This window comes from Pseudoalteromonas sp. SANK 73390 (genome assembly GCF_054966645.1).
On the sequence record NZ_ARPN01000106.1, the window covers coordinates 60,017 to 76,273 of the forward strand.

At 41.0% G+C, this 16,257-nt stretch carries 16 protein-coding genes; 8 read left to right on the forward strand and 8 right to left on the reverse strand.

The features are described 5' to 3' along the window. The first annotated feature begins 149 nt into the window (after positions 1–149). From SANK73390_RS13275 to SANK73390_RS13285, 3 genes are read left to right on the forward strand one after another with little or no spacing between them, the layout of a single operon-like run. Positions 150–1,865: an autotransporter assembly complex protein TamA gene (locus SANK73390_RS13275; RefSeq protein ID WP_462766482.1), complete on the forward strand. Its 1,716-nt coding sequence runs from the start codon at positions 150–152 to the stop codon at positions 1,863–1,865. After that, on the forward strand, positions 1,865–5,539 hold the full coding sequence (tamB, locus tag SANK73390_RS13280) for an autotransporter assembly complex protein TamB (protein WP_462766484.1): 3,675 nt from the start codon (positions 1,865–1,867) through the stop codon (positions 5,537–5,539). The genes SANK73390_RS13275 and tamB overlap by 1 nt, the downstream gene beginning before the upstream one ends. Positions 5,540–5,568: 29 nt before the next feature. Then, on the forward strand, positions 5,569–6,441 hold the full coding sequence (locus SANK73390_RS13285; protein WP_462766486.1) for a peptidylprolyl isomerase: 873 nt from the start codon (positions 5,569–5,571) through the stop codon (positions 6,439–6,441). On the opposite strand, the gene queF is transcribed toward SANK73390_RS13285, so the two are convergent. Further along, positions 6,428–7,273, reverse strand: a complete 846-nt coding sequence (gene queF / locus SANK73390_RS13290; protein WP_261594290.1) for an NADPH-dependent 7-cyano-7-deazaguanine reductase QueF — start codon at positions 7,271–7,273, stop codon at positions 6,428–6,430. The two genes, SANK73390_RS13285 and queF, sit on opposite strands and share 14 nt — an antisense overlap. Positions 7,274–7,332: 59 nt before the next feature. Between queF and syd the strand changes: the two genes are divergently transcribed. Then, positions 7,333–7,872, forward strand: coding sequence for a SecY-interacting protein (syd, locus tag SANK73390_RS13295; RefSeq protein WP_462766488.1), 540 nt, complete (start codon positions 7,333–7,335; stop codon positions 7,870–7,872). A gap of 5 nt (positions 7,873–7,877) precedes the next feature. On the opposite strand, the gene SANK73390_RS13300 is transcribed toward syd, so the two are convergent. The 3 genes from SANK73390_RS13300 to SANK73390_RS13310 are packed head-to-tail and all read right to left on the reverse strand — an operon-like array spanning position 7,878 to position 9,191. Next, positions 7,878–8,651 carry a Zn-ribbon-containing protein gene (locus SANK73390_RS13300; RefSeq protein WP_261594292.1) on the reverse strand — a complete coding sequence of 258 codons (774 nt, stop codon included), beginning with the start codon at positions 8,649–8,651 and terminating at the stop codon, positions 7,878–7,880. Between the two features lies 1 nt (position 8,652). Continuing rightward, positions 8,653–8,916, reverse strand: coding sequence for a hypothetical protein (locus tag SANK73390_RS13305; protein ID WP_261594293.1), 264 nt, complete (start codon positions 8,914–8,916; stop codon positions 8,653–8,655). A 47-nt stretch (positions 8,917–8,963) separates the two neighbouring features. Then, entirely contained in the window at positions 8,964–9,191 is a 228-nt protein-coding gene (locus tag SANK73390_RS13310; protein ID WP_261594294.1) for a DUF2789 domain-containing protein, read from the reverse strand. A gap of 102 nt (positions 9,192–9,293) precedes the next feature. Between SANK73390_RS13310 and SANK73390_RS13315 the strand changes: the two genes are divergently transcribed. After that, positions 9,294–9,926 carry an N-acetyltransferase gene (locus tag SANK73390_RS13315; protein ID WP_462766490.1) on the forward strand — a complete coding sequence of 211 codons (633 nt, stop codon included), beginning with the start codon at positions 9,294–9,296 and terminating at the stop codon, positions 9,924–9,926. Between the two features lie 645 nt (positions 9,927–10,571). Here SANK73390_RS13315 and SANK73390_RS13320 read toward each other — a convergent pair. The 3 genes from SANK73390_RS13320 to SANK73390_RS13330 all read right to left on the reverse strand — a co-directional run bounded on the left by SANK73390_RS13320 (position 10,572) and on the right by SANK73390_RS13330 (position 13,012). Beyond that, positions 10,572–11,603 carry a S66 family peptidase gene (locus SANK73390_RS13320; protein WP_462766492.1) on the reverse strand — a complete coding sequence of 344 codons (1,032 nt, stop codon included), beginning with the start codon at positions 11,601–11,603 and terminating at the stop codon, positions 10,572–10,574. A 77-nt stretch (positions 11,604–11,680) separates the two neighbouring features. Then, the gene (locus SANK73390_RS13325; RefSeq protein WP_261594297.1) at positions 11,681–11,983 is read right to left on the reverse strand and encodes a DUF3301 domain-containing protein; all 303 of its coding nucleotides are present in this window, start codon (positions 11,981–11,983) and stop codon (positions 11,681–11,683) included. Then, positions 11,984–13,012 (reverse strand): DUF3549 family protein, encoded by a 1,029-nt coding sequence (locus tag SANK73390_RS13330; RefSeq protein ID WP_462766494.1) that lies wholly within the window; start codon positions 13,010–13,012, stop codon positions 11,984–11,986. It abuts the gene before it with no gap. A gap of 127 nt (positions 13,013–13,139) precedes the next feature. On the opposite strand from SANK73390_RS13330, the gene SANK73390_RS13335 reads away from it, so the two are divergent. Genes SANK73390_RS13335 through SANK73390_RS13345 form a run of 3 tightly spaced genes read left to right on the forward strand, consistent with a single transcriptional unit; the run spans position 13,140 to position 14,646 of the window. Next, entirely contained in the window at positions 13,140–13,475 is a 336-nt protein-coding gene (locus SANK73390_RS13335) for a YqcC family protein (protein WP_462766496.1), read from the forward strand. Then, positions 13,469–14,203 (forward strand): tRNA pseudouridine(65) synthase TruC, encoded by a 735-nt coding sequence (gene truC, locus SANK73390_RS13340; protein ID WP_462766497.1) that lies wholly within the window; start codon positions 13,469–13,471, stop codon positions 14,201–14,203. The genes SANK73390_RS13335 and truC overlap by 7 nt, the downstream gene beginning before the upstream one ends. Beyond that, on the forward strand, positions 14,203–14,646 hold the full coding sequence (locus SANK73390_RS13345; RefSeq protein ID WP_462766499.1) for a flavodoxin: 444 nt from the start codon (positions 14,203–14,205) through the stop codon (positions 14,644–14,646). The genes truC and SANK73390_RS13345 overlap by 1 nt, the downstream gene beginning before the upstream one ends. Positions 14,647–14,670: 24 nt before the next feature. Here SANK73390_RS13345 and SANK73390_RS13350 read toward each other — a convergent pair whose 3' ends face one another. Next, entirely contained in the window at positions 14,671–16,242 is a 1,572-nt protein-coding gene (locus SANK73390_RS13350) for a LysM peptidoglycan-binding domain-containing protein (RefSeq protein ID WP_462766500.1), read from the reverse strand. Positions 16,243–16,257 lie beyond the last annotated feature (15 nt).

Here is a 16,257-nt window from a genome sequence, read left to right on the forward strand (position 1 = left end):
TCAGTTGCCGTTATTGTCTGTTATTAGTGGTTAAATAAAAAGAGGTAACATGCAAATTTGTCGCTAATTGCGTACGTAATGTTCATAGGGCGTTATGTTTGCTTGTGATATTATTAAGCTCTTAAACTAACCTTGAGAATGAGTAGTAAGTGTTTAGAGTTGTTTTATTAATGCTTTGGCTGGCCTTTGTGAGTTTTAGTCATACTGTGAGCGCACAATCACAATCACAATCGCAAAAAATTGAAATATTAGGTGTGGATGGTGAATTAAAAAGTAATGTAGAAGGTTTTACTCGTCGCTATCAAGCGCAAACATTGAATCATCAGCAATTGCACAACTCTGTGTCACAAGCTCTGCAAGCTCTAGGTTACTACCATAGCCAGATTTCGTTAGAGGCAGAGCGTAACAATGAAACGCTTGTCATTAATATAAAGCCTGGTGAACCACTTAGCTGGAATGAAATAAATGTGCAGGTTGACGGTGATGCCAAGAACGACACCGTTTTTTCAGTATTGCTAACTAAGCTACCTATTCAAGTTGACCAAACAGTCAGGCATGATTTTTATCAGCAGGCTAAATCAAACATTGAGAGCGTATTATTAGAGCGCGGCTATTTTGATTTTAAATGGCTTAGAAAGGAGATGTTAATCGACAAGCGCGCTCGATTTGCAAAGGTGTTTTGGCATTTAGACTCAGGTAACCGTTATCGTTTTGGTGCGCTTAACATCAGTAAGCAAACACAGGCCACACAGTACATTCAGTCTTTAGCCACGTTTGATCCCAAGTCAATGTTTGACAGTGCACTGTTGTCTGATTATACCTTGGCGTTAAATGCAACCCCTTACTTTCGCTCTGCAAAAGTTTACCCTTTGCTAAATCGCAGGCAGGACGGATTACTACCCATACGTGTTGAAGTAGTGGATAAGCCAGCTAACAGCTTTGAAGTTGGAGGGGGTTATAGCACTGATTTAGGTGCTAAAGGGCGATTAAAATGGACTAAGCCTTGGATCACAAGTGATGGACATTTTTTAGAGGGTAATCTGTCAGTTTCTGAGCGTCGCCAGGATATAACAGGCAGTTACACAGTGCCAGTATTAGACCCAAATAATGATGTATGGCGAATATTGGGCGGTTATCAGGTAAATGATGACCTTCAAGAAGGCATTGAAAGTAAAATTTGGAATATTCAACTACAGCGTCAGTGGTTAATTAGTGACAGCTGGGTGCGGACTGCTTTTATTAAGCGGGAGCATGAAACGACTGAGCAAGAAGATAAAACCTTTAAAACGGAAATGCTTCTCCCTGGGATTAGTTATGCAAAAAAGCAAACTAAAGGGGGGACCACACCTTACTGGGCAAATGAGCAGCTTATTTCGTTAGAGGTTGCCAGTGACTCATTGGTGTCGTCAACTTCACTGGTAAAAGCGCGCTGGAATAACGCTTGGCTTCGCAGCTATGAACAAAAGCATTTTGCCATTAGCCGTATTAACTTAGGTGCTATCGTGGTGGATGATATTAATGCAGTGCCATTTAATATGCGCTTTTTTGCTGGTGGAGATCAAAGTATTAGAGGATTTGCATATCGTTCTGTTGGTCCAAAAGAGGATAATAAAGACATTGGGGGTAAATATTTAGCAACTGGGTCATTAGAGTATAACTATCAATTTTTGCCAAGTTGGCGGGCGGCTCTTTTTATTGATGCAGGCACCGCGACCAATGATTTTTCAGAGAAATGGTCTGTAGGGGCTGGTTTTGGCTTTCGCTACATTACCCCAATTGGTCCAATTCGTATTGACCATGCTTGGGGTGTTAGTAAAAAAAGTAAAAGCACACGTTTGAGTATTGTTATAGGGCCAGAAATTTAATGTTGTTTAGCGCACGTTTGAAAAAGGGACTCAGTGGTATCGCTGCAATTGCAGTGGTGGTTTTTTGTATTATTGCAACTGCACCAGGGCATCAATTGCTTGTTTATCTGGCAAATAAAACGGTTGCAGGGCTTGAACTCAAGCTCGCAGAGGGGCGGTTATTGTCTGGTACGCAAATAGACATGACTTATAAAAATGAGCAAGTCTCTATTTCTGTCCAGCAGCTTCGGGTCTCGTTAGAGTGGTTTAGTTGTGCCACATTATGCATAGATGTTTCTGGTGAATCTATACAAGTGAAAGCAGGTACACTCGCTGAGGAGTCTCAGCAACCAGTACAAGAATCAAAGCGAATTAATGCACCTGTTCACCTAGGTATAAGAAATCTATCGGTCAGGCATTTTGAGGCGAACTTCAATGGACAGCATGTATCGTTTTCGCAGTTACATAGCCAGCTTCAATGGCAAGATGAGCAATTACTTATTAACAAACTCACACTAGATAGTGTGCATGTCACTTTGCCTGATGAACAAACAAAACAGACAAAAGAACTCCCTGAAAAAATCCCCGCGCTCGTATTTAAAGCCCCTTTTATTCCAATGAATGTGACCGCTCAAAAATTGAGAATTCAGCATTTTGAATTGCGACAAGCAAGTCAAACGACCAAACTTGATAATATTGCTATTGAAGCATCATTAGATACTGAGCAATTGCAATGGCAAACGCTTAATGCCGATATGCAAGACTTTAAATTGCGCTCGCAAGGTGCAGTATTTTGGTCAAAAAGTTTGCAGCTCAACAGTAGCACTGTGCTCAAAATAGGGGATGATCAGTTGCTCCTAGATACCAATGGGTCACTATCCAAATTAGCTATCAAACTAAACAGTATGGGGCAATACCCAAGCGATGTTGAGGGGAACATTAACCTTGCTCAAGACAATTGGCCTTTTGATGTACAGCTTTTGGTTCACGATTGGCAGTTTTCTGGATTGTTACCAGCGCCTTTTGAGCGTTTAAAGCTGGAACAAGGCAAGTTTGATATTGAGGGGGATTTTAATGACTACGTTGCAAAATTAAGTATTAATGGAAATAGCTCACCAGAGTCACCTTTTTCATCAAGTGCTAAGCTGCATGGTTCACTGACAGAGGTAACTATTGATGATGCTCAATTGCAGTGGCGCGAAGCAGTGGCTGCTTTCTCGACGCAATTTAGTTGGCAACAAGGTATCAATGGTGAGGTCATTGCCGAGGTTACTCAAATTCCATTGGCTCTTTTTTTGCCACAATACTCAGATACCAAACTAAACACACAACTTGCGATGAGCTTTGCCATTAATGATGGACAATGGCAAACGGACATCAAAACATTAGAACTTGATGGGTTATTACTCAACAAACCCCTAACTGCGGCCACTAAATTGCAGTTGAATCAAGATTTTCAAGGCAATCTTGAACAATTTTCTTTTGCATATGGACAAAGCAAAGTCACACTATCTGGGCTACTAGGACAACAATTGCAATTATCAGGAAATGTAAATCTAGCACATAGTGCAGATCTACTTTTACCTGCTGATATTGAAATGTCTTCACATATTGTTGTATCAGGTAATCATAAAACGCCAAGTATTGAACTTAATGCTGACTTACAACATGTAAGATATCAGCAGGTGCAGCTGATAGATGCACAGTTGGACTTCTTTTTAGATGGTGCGAGTCGCTGGGAAACAGATGCTAAGTTACAAGCTAGCCGAATTGAAGTAGAGCAACAAGCGATTCAAAATGCGACTGTGTCAGTGCAAGGTGATTTGTTACAGCATACACTTGAAATAAAGACGCAAGGTGATGCACTCGTTGATGTGAAGTTGCGCGGTAGTTTGCAAAATGAACAATGGCAAGCTGTGTTAACTGATGCCAAGGTTGATTATCAACAGTATCTATTTGAGTTGTTAGAGCCTGCGCAAATCTATTTATCGCAACAGCAGGCTAAATTTGATAAGCAATGTTGGGTGTTACTAAATAGTGAAGCTTGTTTTTCTGGCCAACAAAACATCATCACCGGTCATGGCCATGGCGATGTTAATATCAGCCAATTATTACTTAGTGACATCAATCCGTGGCTTGGAGATATTGCTAAACTTGATGGTTCAGCGTTCGGCGGTGTGTCATTTGATTGGCAATCTGGCAAGCTCACTAAAGCCGATGGGCAATTGCAATTTCAGCACACCCAAGTTATTACAACAGAGGGCGATGTAATTCACACACTGCCTATCGAGAAGCTCAATACCCAGTTAGTGAGTAGCGAGGAGCTTGCGACATTAGATTGGCAAATAGAGTCTTCTTTATTAGGGCGATTACAGGGAGAAATGCAATTGCCTTTAATAGGTAAAGCTAAACCAAAGGCGGTTGTTGAAATTGTTCATATGTCGCTTTCTCCTTTGTCCCCAGTGCTGAGTAAAAGTTTGCAACAGCCATTTAACCTTGCAGGTGATATTAGTGGCAAGGTTAACTTAACGGGTGACTTACGTAGCCCACATGTAGCGGGGCAGGTCAACATTAAAGAGATAGCGCTGGCAAGTCCCGTTTCTCCTATTACTTTGATGTCATCTAGTGTAGATATTACGTTTGATGCAAAGCAAGCAAATATACATGGCAACATGCAAGCTGAACAAGGGGGGACTTTATCGCTTGATGGGCAGCTCTCTTGGGCAAATAAATTGGCTGGCAAAATTAAAGCGCAAGGGGATAATTTTTTAATCGCGCCTGAGGCAAATGTGGAAGTGTCTATTTCTCCAGACATTCTGTTTGAATACAGCGAGGATAAAGCTTCAGTGACTGGAAAGCTGTTTATTCCATTTGGTCGTATCGAGGTAAAAGAGATCCCCGTGGGGGTGGTGCAAGTTTCTGAAGACCAAATTATTGTTGATGCACAAAGTAAGCGCTTAAGCCGCTCTCCAATTGATTATAAAGTTGATGTAGATGTGAAAGTAGGAGATGACTTTCGGGTTAAGGCGCTTGGTTTAGATAGCTATATAGCAGGTAGTATAGATGTGGTGAAAATGCCTGCAAGTCCATTGTTAGCAAGTGGAGAATTGTCGTTAAATGAAGGGCGGTATCGTGCCTTTGGTCAAGACTTATTGATAAAAACAGGCTTAATAGGGTTCAATGGCGCGTTGGATAAGCCGTATTTAAATGTACGTGCTATTCGCAACCCAGAGGTGACTGCAAATGATGTAGAGGCAGGTATCGAGTTATCGGGGAGTATCTCAAAGCCAAGTTTTTCAGTCTATTCACAACCCGCGATGGACCAATCCCAAGCGCTTGCTTATTTGCTTAACGGAGAACCGCTGGGGGAGGGCGAGAGTTCAAACAACACGATTTTAACGCAGTTACTATTATCACAAGGCTTGAATCGAAGTGAGGGGCTGGTGGCAAAAACGGGAGAAAAGCTGGGCTTTAGCGATGTGTCTCTTGGTGCAAGAGGCAGTGGTGATTCGACCAAAGTTGAAGTCTCAGGTTATTTGACGCCCAGTGTACAGGTGAGTTATCGCGTTGGCGTATTTGACTCTTTGAGTGAAGTGGCAGTGCGCTATCGAGTATTCTCTAAACTCTACATTGAAGCGACAAGCGGTTTGTATGACAGTGTTGATTTATTATATAAATTTGATTGGGATAACTAGTTAACAATTTTAAATAATAAGGGAAGGTGATGAAGCTAGGTTTATTGGGGTTGTTTTGTATATTTTTTCAAATAGCGAATACTGCTGACGCGCAAACGCCAAAAGCGCCACATGAAATTGTTTCGCAAGCACCTGCATCTGCGTGGCGGCTAGTGAATAATGACGATGTACTGAAAATTCAATTACCAACGGGGCCGGTGTATATTGAGTTGAATTCAACACTTGCCCCAAACCATGTTGCGAATATTAAACTACTCGCTCGTGAGCAATTTTATGACGGCTTGAGTATGTACCGCTTCGTCGAAGGTTTTGTGGCGCAAGGGGGAGATGCGAGCAATAGTAAAGTAACGAAGCACGCAAAAAAGCAACTTTCTGCCGAACTTATCTTAAATAGTAAAAAGCCTTTTTTGTCAGTTACTGCACTCAACATGGTCGATGGGTATGCACAGCGAACAGGTTTTTTTAGTGGTTTTGCGGTTGCACAGAACCTTCAAGCTACGCAAACATGGCAAACACACTGTACCGGTGCATTTGCCATGGCCCGTGAGGATGCGCTTAATTCTGGCGGAACTGAGTTTTATATCACGCTGTCTGCGCAACGATATCTAGATAAAAACACCACGGTATTTGGTCAAGTGTTGAGCGGTATGGAGCATGTACAAAAGTTAGACCGTAACCCTACACATGGGCAGATGTTTAATCACATTGAATCAGTTAGGGTACTTTCGGATATTGCCAGTAAAGATAAACTAAGATTTAAGGTCTTTAATACCAGTCATGATGATTTTAAGACGCTCATTGAAGCTAGAAAAAACCGCCCAGAGGCTTGGTTTGTCGCCAAGCCTAACTATTTAGATGTTTGTGCAATTAAGGTGCCCGTGAGTACTTTTACTGTCGATTAGTGCGAATTTGATAGGCGGTGTGGTTTTGATAGCTTGAACGATATGGGTTTATATCTAAACCGCCACGCCTCGTATACCGCGCGTACACCTCAAGCTTTTCAAAATCAAATGTATTCATCAGTTCGCAATAGATGCGCTCAACACATTGTTCATGGAATTCATTGTGACTACGAAATGAGATAAGGTAACGCAGTAGTGAGTCACGACATATTTGTTTGCCTGTGTATGAAATAATGATACTGGCCCAATCGGGTTGTGAGGTAATTAAACAATTCGACTTTAATAAATGACTATGTAGCGTTTCGCTTACGTTGCATTGCCCTGTACTTTGCAAAATATCTGCTTGGGGGCTGTATATATCCACTTCAATATCTAACTCATCAATACATTCGCCTGGTAGCGCAGTAAATGGCAGGCAAGCATAATCATCAGCTTTATAAAGTGTGACTTGCACTTGTGTGTTTGCCGTGGAAGATAAGTCTTTTTGGAGTATCTGTTGTACTGCTTCTACACTTGCAAATTTGCTTTGGTTAAAGCTATTTAAGTACAATTTAAATGATTTAGATTCAATAATATGTGAGCTTTGGCACGGGAATACAAAACTGGCAACGGCGACTTGAGGCTTGCCTTTTTGGTTAAGCCAAGAAAGCTCATAGCCAGTCCATGTATCTTCGCCCATAAAGGGTAAGTCAGATTCATCGACAGCGATTTGGTCGCGATTGAGCTTACGGGCAATAGGGTGTAACAAGGTCGCATCGTAGTGTGATGCATATTCGGTTGCTTTGCCTAAAAGTGATGCTTTTAGCTCAGGTGCATTTGTGTAATCTGTCATGTTTCACCATTTGTGGTTACAATGACGATATTATAACGGATCACAAGAAAGTTGGCAGTATGGCGACACAGCAGATTTTATCAAAATTACACCAAGACTTTGCGATGAAGTATCAGCAGCAACATCAATCACTCCCATGTATGTATTATGACCCAAAATGGTCAAGCCCTTGCGAAGTTGGTGAGCCGATAGACGGCGAACGAATTCAATGGCAAGCGATTGCTCAACCAGCAGAGAATAATTTGCAGCAACTGGCAAAAGCGCTTGAGTGTGAGTTCCCCATAGCGTTAGATGATTATTACAGTAGCTTTTTTGCGGGTAATATTGTTGGTGAGATTGATGGACATGAAATTGAGCTATTACAAGCTTGGAATCAAGACGATTTTGAGCGGTTACAGCAAAACATTACTGGCCATGTTTTAATGAAGCGAAAGCTTAAACAGCAAGATACAATATTTATTGGTTTGACAGAACAAGATGATTTGTTGCTCACTGTAACGCTAAATACCGGTGAGGTGTGCCTAGAGTATGTAGGCAAACCACCACATCATGTATTAGCTACTAGTCTTGATGACTTTTTGCAGCAGGTTGTTTGCTAGTCAAATCATTGAAAGTCCCACGACATATTTGACACCAGCTCGCAGTTATCGCAGCGAAAGTCAAAAATACCAAACCAAGGTTCATCTAATGCCCAATCACTGTTGCAACTTGGGCACTTTCTTTGTTTTTCAGACTCTAAAGACTCTCCGCCGACACGGTATAAATAATAATAAACGGGCTTTTGGGTTAAAAACCTAATGCGTTTTGATAAGTCCATACCACGGCGAAATAAGTCGCTATTGGTACTAGATATTTCATCAAGGGTAGCAAATTCACAACGGGTTGCACCATTAATTTGAATTTGGTCACAGGCCTGCCAGTCCTCTTGCCATTTTATTAGGGCTTTGTAATCACCATTGGCGATGGCTGGAATTTTGTAAAGTGGCACAGGCAAAAAATCGTCACCACAGTAAAGTGGGCTGCAAGTATGTACGTAAGTAGTGTACAGAATGTAGCTGGAGGGCGCGGTACATTGATCGGCACCATTAGCGTGAATATCTTGCCCAATCACCTTGACCTTTGGGGCCAGTAACCCTGCTTTTTGTAGACCATCTATGGCATGTTTAACAAATGGGCTGTGGTTGAGTGGATGTAGAGCATCCTCTAATGGGCACATAACTCGAGTGATAAAGTAACCGTCTTTTAATACGGTTGGAAACTCGTCACCGATAATTTGGCCATTAAAGCGTAGTGCATTAACTACACGGTTAATCGCGACTTCAGCCATATCTAGCGTTGTATCTTGGTAACAGTCAAAAGTTAAGTCAACAACAAACATATTAACCTTTCTCTAGTAGGGTCAGCAGCTTATCAAGTTTATGCTCAATGCGGTCAAGCTGACTTTGCTGTTGCTGAGCGTCTTGTTTGGGTTGTGACGATAATGGGAATGTGATGATATCTGGGTTGTTTTTATAAGCAGTGAGACCTGCAATAATGAGTGGCATAGGTACGGGGTCACTCAAGCGTGCTTTGGTTAAGGCAACACTTGGAACTTTTCCATCACTGACTAATTCCGCAATGGCTTTTTGTACTGCAGGATGCATGCGCTTTACTCCAAAAAATAAAGCGCATCATAACATAGCTTAAAATGTTAGCGTAGCATGGTATCTAGTTCATCTATGAGCTCACACCAGTCAGCGTCTTCTTGCAATGATTCTTCGATAAAATGTCGCTGACCTTCATTCCAAAATGGTGCATCTGCGAGCAAAGTATCGTCTGCAATACGGTGTTTGTTAACAAACATCGTAATTTGTTCAGGTGAGTTGTCTAAACCCAGTTGTGCAAATAAATTGGCAAGGTTGTGCTTGCTGGTATCCATAAATCACTCCGTTAGTTGCCTAAAAAACACTCTGTAACTATAGTAGAGAGTGCAACTAACAACAATCAGTTCGCCCTAATAACAACAACATAAGGGGGTATTATGCGAGTTCTAGAACAGCAAAACCTATCAGTTAAGTATTTATCCGCAGAAGATATGTCAGTAACCGCGAGCTTACTGTATCAAGCTTACCATGATGATGATGTGCTTCGCAGTGTATTATCCGCAAAAGATAATAGTAGTTATGAAGCTAAGTTGCGGGCATTCATTCGTGAAGAGCTCTCAAGTTTCGGGCAAGGCCAGCAGCCTATGGTTGGCTTATTTGAGGGAGAAAACCTGTATGCCGTTGCTTGCGTAATTGAGTCGCAAACACAATTACAAGCTTCGAGATATTGGCATTGGCGCTTACGATTAATGCTAAGTGCTGGATACTTGCAAACTCAGCAGCTCATTGAAAAAGAGAATACCATTCGTGAGGCCTTACAAGAGTATGGTCATTACTATTTTTTAGCCTTTATTGCTGTCGACCCTCACATTCAAGGGCAAGGGCTTGGACATTACCTACTCACAGGATTAGATGATTTAATAGCAAGCAATCGCGATGTTACAGGCATGGCAGTATTTGTAACACAAGCTAAAGATAAAGCATTTTTTCTTGGCCATAAATATCAAGTTATAAAATCACTTTCATTTGAAAAAGTAAGTGGTGAGTTACTTTTTAAACGCCGGCAATGAGACAGAATGGAAAAACAGCTGTGAGACTTCTCCTACATAAATGTGCGCTAAGGTGTTTTATGTTGTCGTTATTGGTAATCATTATCAAATTAACTACTTGTAAAATATAACAATGTTTATTTTTACAATATTGTTTCATTCAATAAATTACATTTATTTGCTTTTTGAAAGCCAATAACCGCGTAAACTTATTTGTGTCAGGAAGACAAAGCGATAGAGTTCGTTAGAAGGATGATATGCAGAAGGACTGAACTGCATAAGCAAGGAGCGTAAAAGGAGCAAGGAATGACTTTGGAACTCACAGGGTGTGGGCACATATTAGGAAGATATGTACAAGGAAGATAGGATAAGCACAGGGTGTGCAGTTTAGGGAGCACTCAAGGTTGAGTGAAGTGGAAGCTTGGAAAGCAAATGGATAGTCACAGGGTGTGACATAAGGATGACAGCAAGGAAGGTGCCCGGGTATGGCTTGGATGTATACCCGTTCAGGGGACGAAGAAAAAGGTGGCTTCACGCATAGGGTATGGAAAACCCATCATGGATGTAGTCAGAACTAGGCGCGACTTATGTTGCGCCTTAGTTTTTTCTAACGGTTTGAAACTGCTAGAAAAACATTTTAATTTCATATGTCGACACTTCTAGTATTTATGCAAAAACTTCTTCTAACAACGTTAAATGACCTGATTGTGCGTCAACTGAACACTGTAAACCTAACGGTAAAATCATTTGAGGATCAGTATGGCCAAAATCTAAATTGGCAACAATAACGAGGTGTTGATTATTAAACTCTTCTTTGACAACACTTAATATAACGTTTTCCAATTCTACTTGTTCGGTATTGCTATAGTCGCGTGGGCGGCCAATCAACAAAGCATTGATCTTTTCAAATACCCCCATCACACCATAATTGCGCAGCCAGTAGCGGACATAGTCGACAGAAGGTTTTTCTTGTGAGGTCTCCAAAAAAAGTATCTTAGTGTGCCAAAAGCTTGGTGCAGGCCAATGTTCAGTTCCTTTGAGCATTTCTAATACTTCAATACAGCCACCAAATAATTGACCAATAACACTTTTGGTGCCTTGTAGTACTTGTGGTCCGCGGCTTTTGATAAGTGGGTTACGCATTCCCGTATTTTCTACATGCGCCCACTCGGGGTAACCATGGCTGTAGCTGTCAAATACCGGTAGTGCTCGAGACGTTGGGTTAGTTGTTAAAAAATTAAGTATGTAACTTTGGTATTGTGTATCAAAATTATGAAGCTGTGCAAACCCTGCCATCACCGACGGACCGTTGAACGTAACTAACCCGGCTTGATTGAGCGTAGTTGTTAGGCTGGTGCTATCTGAGTAGCCCATAAAGAGTTTTGGATGCTGTGAAATGGCCTGCAAATCAAGGTACTTTAAAATTCTGGCACTATCACTCCCACCTATGGTGGCGATGATAGCGTCGATTTGAGGGTCTAAAAATGCTTTGTTAATATCGTCTGCCCGCAGCTTGGGATTGAGAAATAACTTATTTTCATCCATTGTAGCTGTTGGATACTCAACAATATTAAACCCAAGCTCTGCGAGGTTATGTAACCCTTGCTGATAAATATGAGGAAATACCGATGGGCCACCCCATGACGGTGATACGACGGCTACAGTACTACCAACTTTGAGGCATTTAGATTTTTTCATTTACGATGTCCTTCCATGAAAAAAAGATCAGCATAATTAATTATTAAGTATGTCTCAATAGATATTCTAGCGGCTTTTTAAGTTATACGGTATGGGGGAATATCAGCTTTGACGAGTCGATTATTTTCAAGGTATAACGTGCCATAGTAAACACTTTCACCATCTGAACTAAATTCAAAAGTAAATTGGCTTTTTATACCTGGTTTGCCATTTCGCAGTATACCTAAACGGCGTTGCTTGCAGGCAATACTCAACATTTGAACTTGTAGCTTTTCAGCCTGATGCTGAGCATGCTCTTTTGCTGCTTCTGCGGCTTGCCTACTAGTCCAAAATAGTGCGATAACTGCCCCAAATATGATTAAAAGCCAAAGTGTTGCCATCTATGAAAATAACCTACCGATTGCGCGTGATAAATTGTCACTGCGATTGTCTGCTCTTAGAATACTTAAAACATGTGGGCGCAGCTGTGGAATTGCAACTAAATCTGCAAAAACACTTGCAAATAAACCGTCAATCTGATGATTGTTTGCTGCGCAATCTAAAAATTTAAAGAGTCGCTCTCGGTCTATAAACACCTCCCAACAGCGTCCTGCTAAGGTTAGTAAAATATCAGCCTCATGGCGATATTCACAGCCAAGCAGAGTATCAACACTTTGAGCTACAAGGCCTTGTGCTTTGCTACCTGAAATTGCTCGCAAGTTGCAGATAAGCGTATCAAGTTCTTGTTGTGCTATCGATGTATTTATTGCACTTTGTAATTGTTCAGAAAAAGCGGTATTTATTTCAATATGTTCCAACATTGCGCTCAAAGGCTGTTTCACTTCTAATGGCAAAGACGGCCAAATTGCTTGCAAATTAGTATTGTTTTGACCGTGCTCTAAACGGTATGCAAAATCAGCCAGTCCTTGTATAGCTAAGCTTTGCCAGGCATTACTTGGTAACTTGCCAGCAAAATACAACTCGCTGTATTCATAATATTGAGAGGCGGGTCGATTTAACTCTTTTTTTAATAACGCATTAAACGCGGCAAGTTTATTTGCGTTAGGAGTAAAAACATAGGGGTTATTATCAAGTTTTCCATCAGCATGCTCGCCTGTTAACTCTGTTCCAAGGGCTTCTAAAACCATGCTGGCAAAGTGATCTCTGCTGGCAACAATTAATTTGCTTTGTTCATCTAGTGGAAACTTTAAAAACCAGACATAAGGGTCAACTGTTGCTTGATTATCCCAAAATTGAATCGCGATTAATGCATGGCTGCCCAATGGATAAGGATAAGGGGTTTGAGTTGTTTCAATTTGCGCAAATTGCTGTTTATCTATTTTGGTTATCCTACGGCCTATATCATACACTCGCCACTGGGTGCCTGCTGTACTCAAAAGTTCGCCTAAAGTAGAAATTTGCGTTGTCATGATTTACTCACCAGATTGTTTTGGAGGGGGATTATACCTGTATTTATGCCTGCTGATAAGCAAGCTATGGGTAAAGGCTGTGAGTTTAGGTATAATTGCAATAAATCTATTCATAAGAGTTTTAGTAATGCCGAGTACATTACATCAACATGTTTGCTTGTTATTGCAAGAACTGGAGCGGGCGCTTGAACGTGCTGAACTTTGGCAGACTGAGCCGGTAAATTCACAGTTGCTACGCTCAGCGGCGCCTTTTTGTTGCGACACACTGCGTTTTGAGCAATGGTTGCAGTTTGTGTTTATCCCAAAGATGTCTCGATTAGCTGAGCAAGAAGACCCATTGCCAAATAATATTGCATTGGCCCCGATGGCAGAAATGACTTTATGCTCACACTCTAACTACGACAACGTACACGATGTTTTAGTGCGTCTAGATAACAGCTTAACTAAAGGCGAAAAATGCTAGAGATTGTTTATCAAGACGAAAACTATGTAGCTATTAATAAGCCATCAGGGTTATTAGTACATCGCTCGTTTTTAGACAAGAGGGAAACGCAATTTGCAATGCAAATGTTACGAGATCAGCTTGGGCAACATGTGTTTCCAGTGCATCGTTTAGACAGGCCTACATCAGGAGTACTATTGTTTGCGCTTAGCTCGCAAGCTGCGCGAGATATCAATCAAGTGTTTATAGATGGAAAAATTGAAAAACGTTATTTGGCTTTAGTTAGAGGGTTTGCACCAGAATCAGTATTTGTGGATAAACCACTTAAAGAAGAACTTGATAAAATAGCCGATAAATTTGCTGATCAAAACAAAGCACCGCAAGAGGCGCAAACACAGTTTAACTGCCTGTACCAAGCCAGTTTACCGATTGAGTTTGGCAAATATCCAAGTATTCGTTATTCATTGGTTGAGTGCTTTCCAAAAACGGGACGAAAACATCAAATTCGCCGGCATTTAAATCATTTGTCTTATCCGATTATTGGTGATGTTAATCACGGTGATAACAAACATAACCATTTCTTTTACGAGTATTTTGGTGCGCAAAGGTTGATGTTGTTTGCAACTTCACTTAAGTTTGTTCATCCTTATACTCAACAAAACATTACAATCAGAGCTAACCTAACAGCATCTATATTGTCGATTTTCGAGCAATTAGGTTGGCCTACAACTCAGAAGGATTATGCTTAATGGCATCGGTATCTATATTTGTAGGTAGTATGTATGGCAATGCGGATAACTTGGCAATCGAGGTAAAAAATAAACTCACAAGCTTAGGGCATGACGCGGTTATTTGTGAGCAAGATACATTTGAGCAACTGCAAAGTGCGAAAAATATATTGTTTATAACCTCGACGACGGGATCGGGAGATTTGCCAGATAATATATTGCCGTTGTTTTTACAAATGCAAGGTCAATTTCCCATGCTTACAGATAAAAAGGTTGGCGTAATAGCTCTTGGAGACAGCAGCTATGGAGAAACGTTTTGTGGAGCAGGGCGACAAATCGATGCGTTGGCTCAGGAGCTGAATGCTACTTTACCAATTGAACGTTTAGATATAGATGCGGGTGAGCACTTTGAAGCTTGGGAGCCAACCGCTCCTTGGTTAATGCGCTGGGTTGCTCATTTGTAAAAAAGCGCCATTAAGGCGCTTTTTTTATGAACTTTTAACATCTACTTTTAATTTTAGTTTTTGTCCGGGATGTAAGTATTTTTGCCCTTCAAGTTCATTCCACTTTACTATCTCTTTAATAGTCAGATTGAATTTTGATGCAATTCTGGCCAGTGAATCGCCACGTTTAACCTTATAAGTAATAGTGCGGTTATTGGTATTATTTACCATTTTCGCACGTTGTGTTTGCTTATAAACGTTCAGCTTTTGTCCCAAACGTAAAATAGAATTGGGTTTAAGTTTGTTCCAGTTGGCTAACTGCTTAATAGTGACATCGTACTCTCGACTGATATCCCACAATGTGTCTCCATTTGTCACGACATGAACCTTTTTAGTTCTAGTAGCATGAGTGATTGAGTTACGAACATTAGTTGGTAAGTGCTCGCTTTTAAATTCACCCTCGCTTAATGGAACAAGCAAGTTTTGGCCGATACGAATGATGTGTGAGTCTAACTTATTTAACGATTGAATTGCATTGGTGCTGGTGGAAAACTTAGCTGCAATGACGGAAAGTGTATCGCCTTTTTTAACGGCATAATGTTGCCAGCGCAAGCGCTCTTTTATTGGCGTAGCTGCAAGCTTTTCTTTAAATACTGTTATTTTATCGACTGGTAGCAGCAATGAGTGTGGGCCATTAGGGTCACTTGCCCAGCGATTAAATGCTGGATTGAGCCGGTAAAGCTCAGTTAAAGAAATACCAGCCATGTCAGCTGCAAATGCTAAGTCAATTTGTGAACCAATATCTACAGGCTCTACAACTTGCGCATTGATAATTTTTTTCCAACTTACGTTAAACTCATCTTGGCGCTTTAATAGGTCTGATAGAGCTAATAGTTTAGGTACATATGCGGTTGTTTCTCTTGGTAAGTCAAGTGACCAAAAGTCTGTTGGTAAATGCTTTTTGCGGTTTTTCCTTATTGCTTTTAATAAGCGCCCTTCGCCAGAATTATAGGCGGCTATTGCATTAAGCCAGTCACCCTCTAAGGTTTTATGTAAATAGCTTAAATAATCAAGTGCTGCGCGGGTTGATTGTACAATATCTCTGCGTCCGTCATACCACCAATTTTGCTTTAGATTAAATCGCTCTCCCGTTTTTGGCATAAACTGCCAAATGCCAGATGCACTACGGTGAGAGTAACCAAATGGGTCGAAAGCACTCTCTACGATAGGTAATAACGCAATTTCAATTGGCATTTGACGTTTTTCTACTTCTTCAACAATAAAGTATAAATAGGGTTCAGCACGTTTAGAAATACGGTCTAAGTAAGCTTGGTGACGCTGATAGTAATTTCGCTCTGAAACAACGGGCCTATTTTGAGGCACATTTATTGAGAGTTGGTAGCGAATACGTTCCCATACGTCGTCAAAGACGGGGGGAGGTTCATCTGCTTCAATTGGTTCATGAATTGCGTTAAGCAAGGTATCACTGATCTGAGCAGGACTTGCATGATTGAGTCGTGATACTACTGGCTCTGTTGGCTTAGTGACATCTGGAATGGTTTGACAGCCGGTACTTAATAGGGCTATCAAGAGCAGGGAAATGGACAATTTATTCATAGATAATTTTTCTGT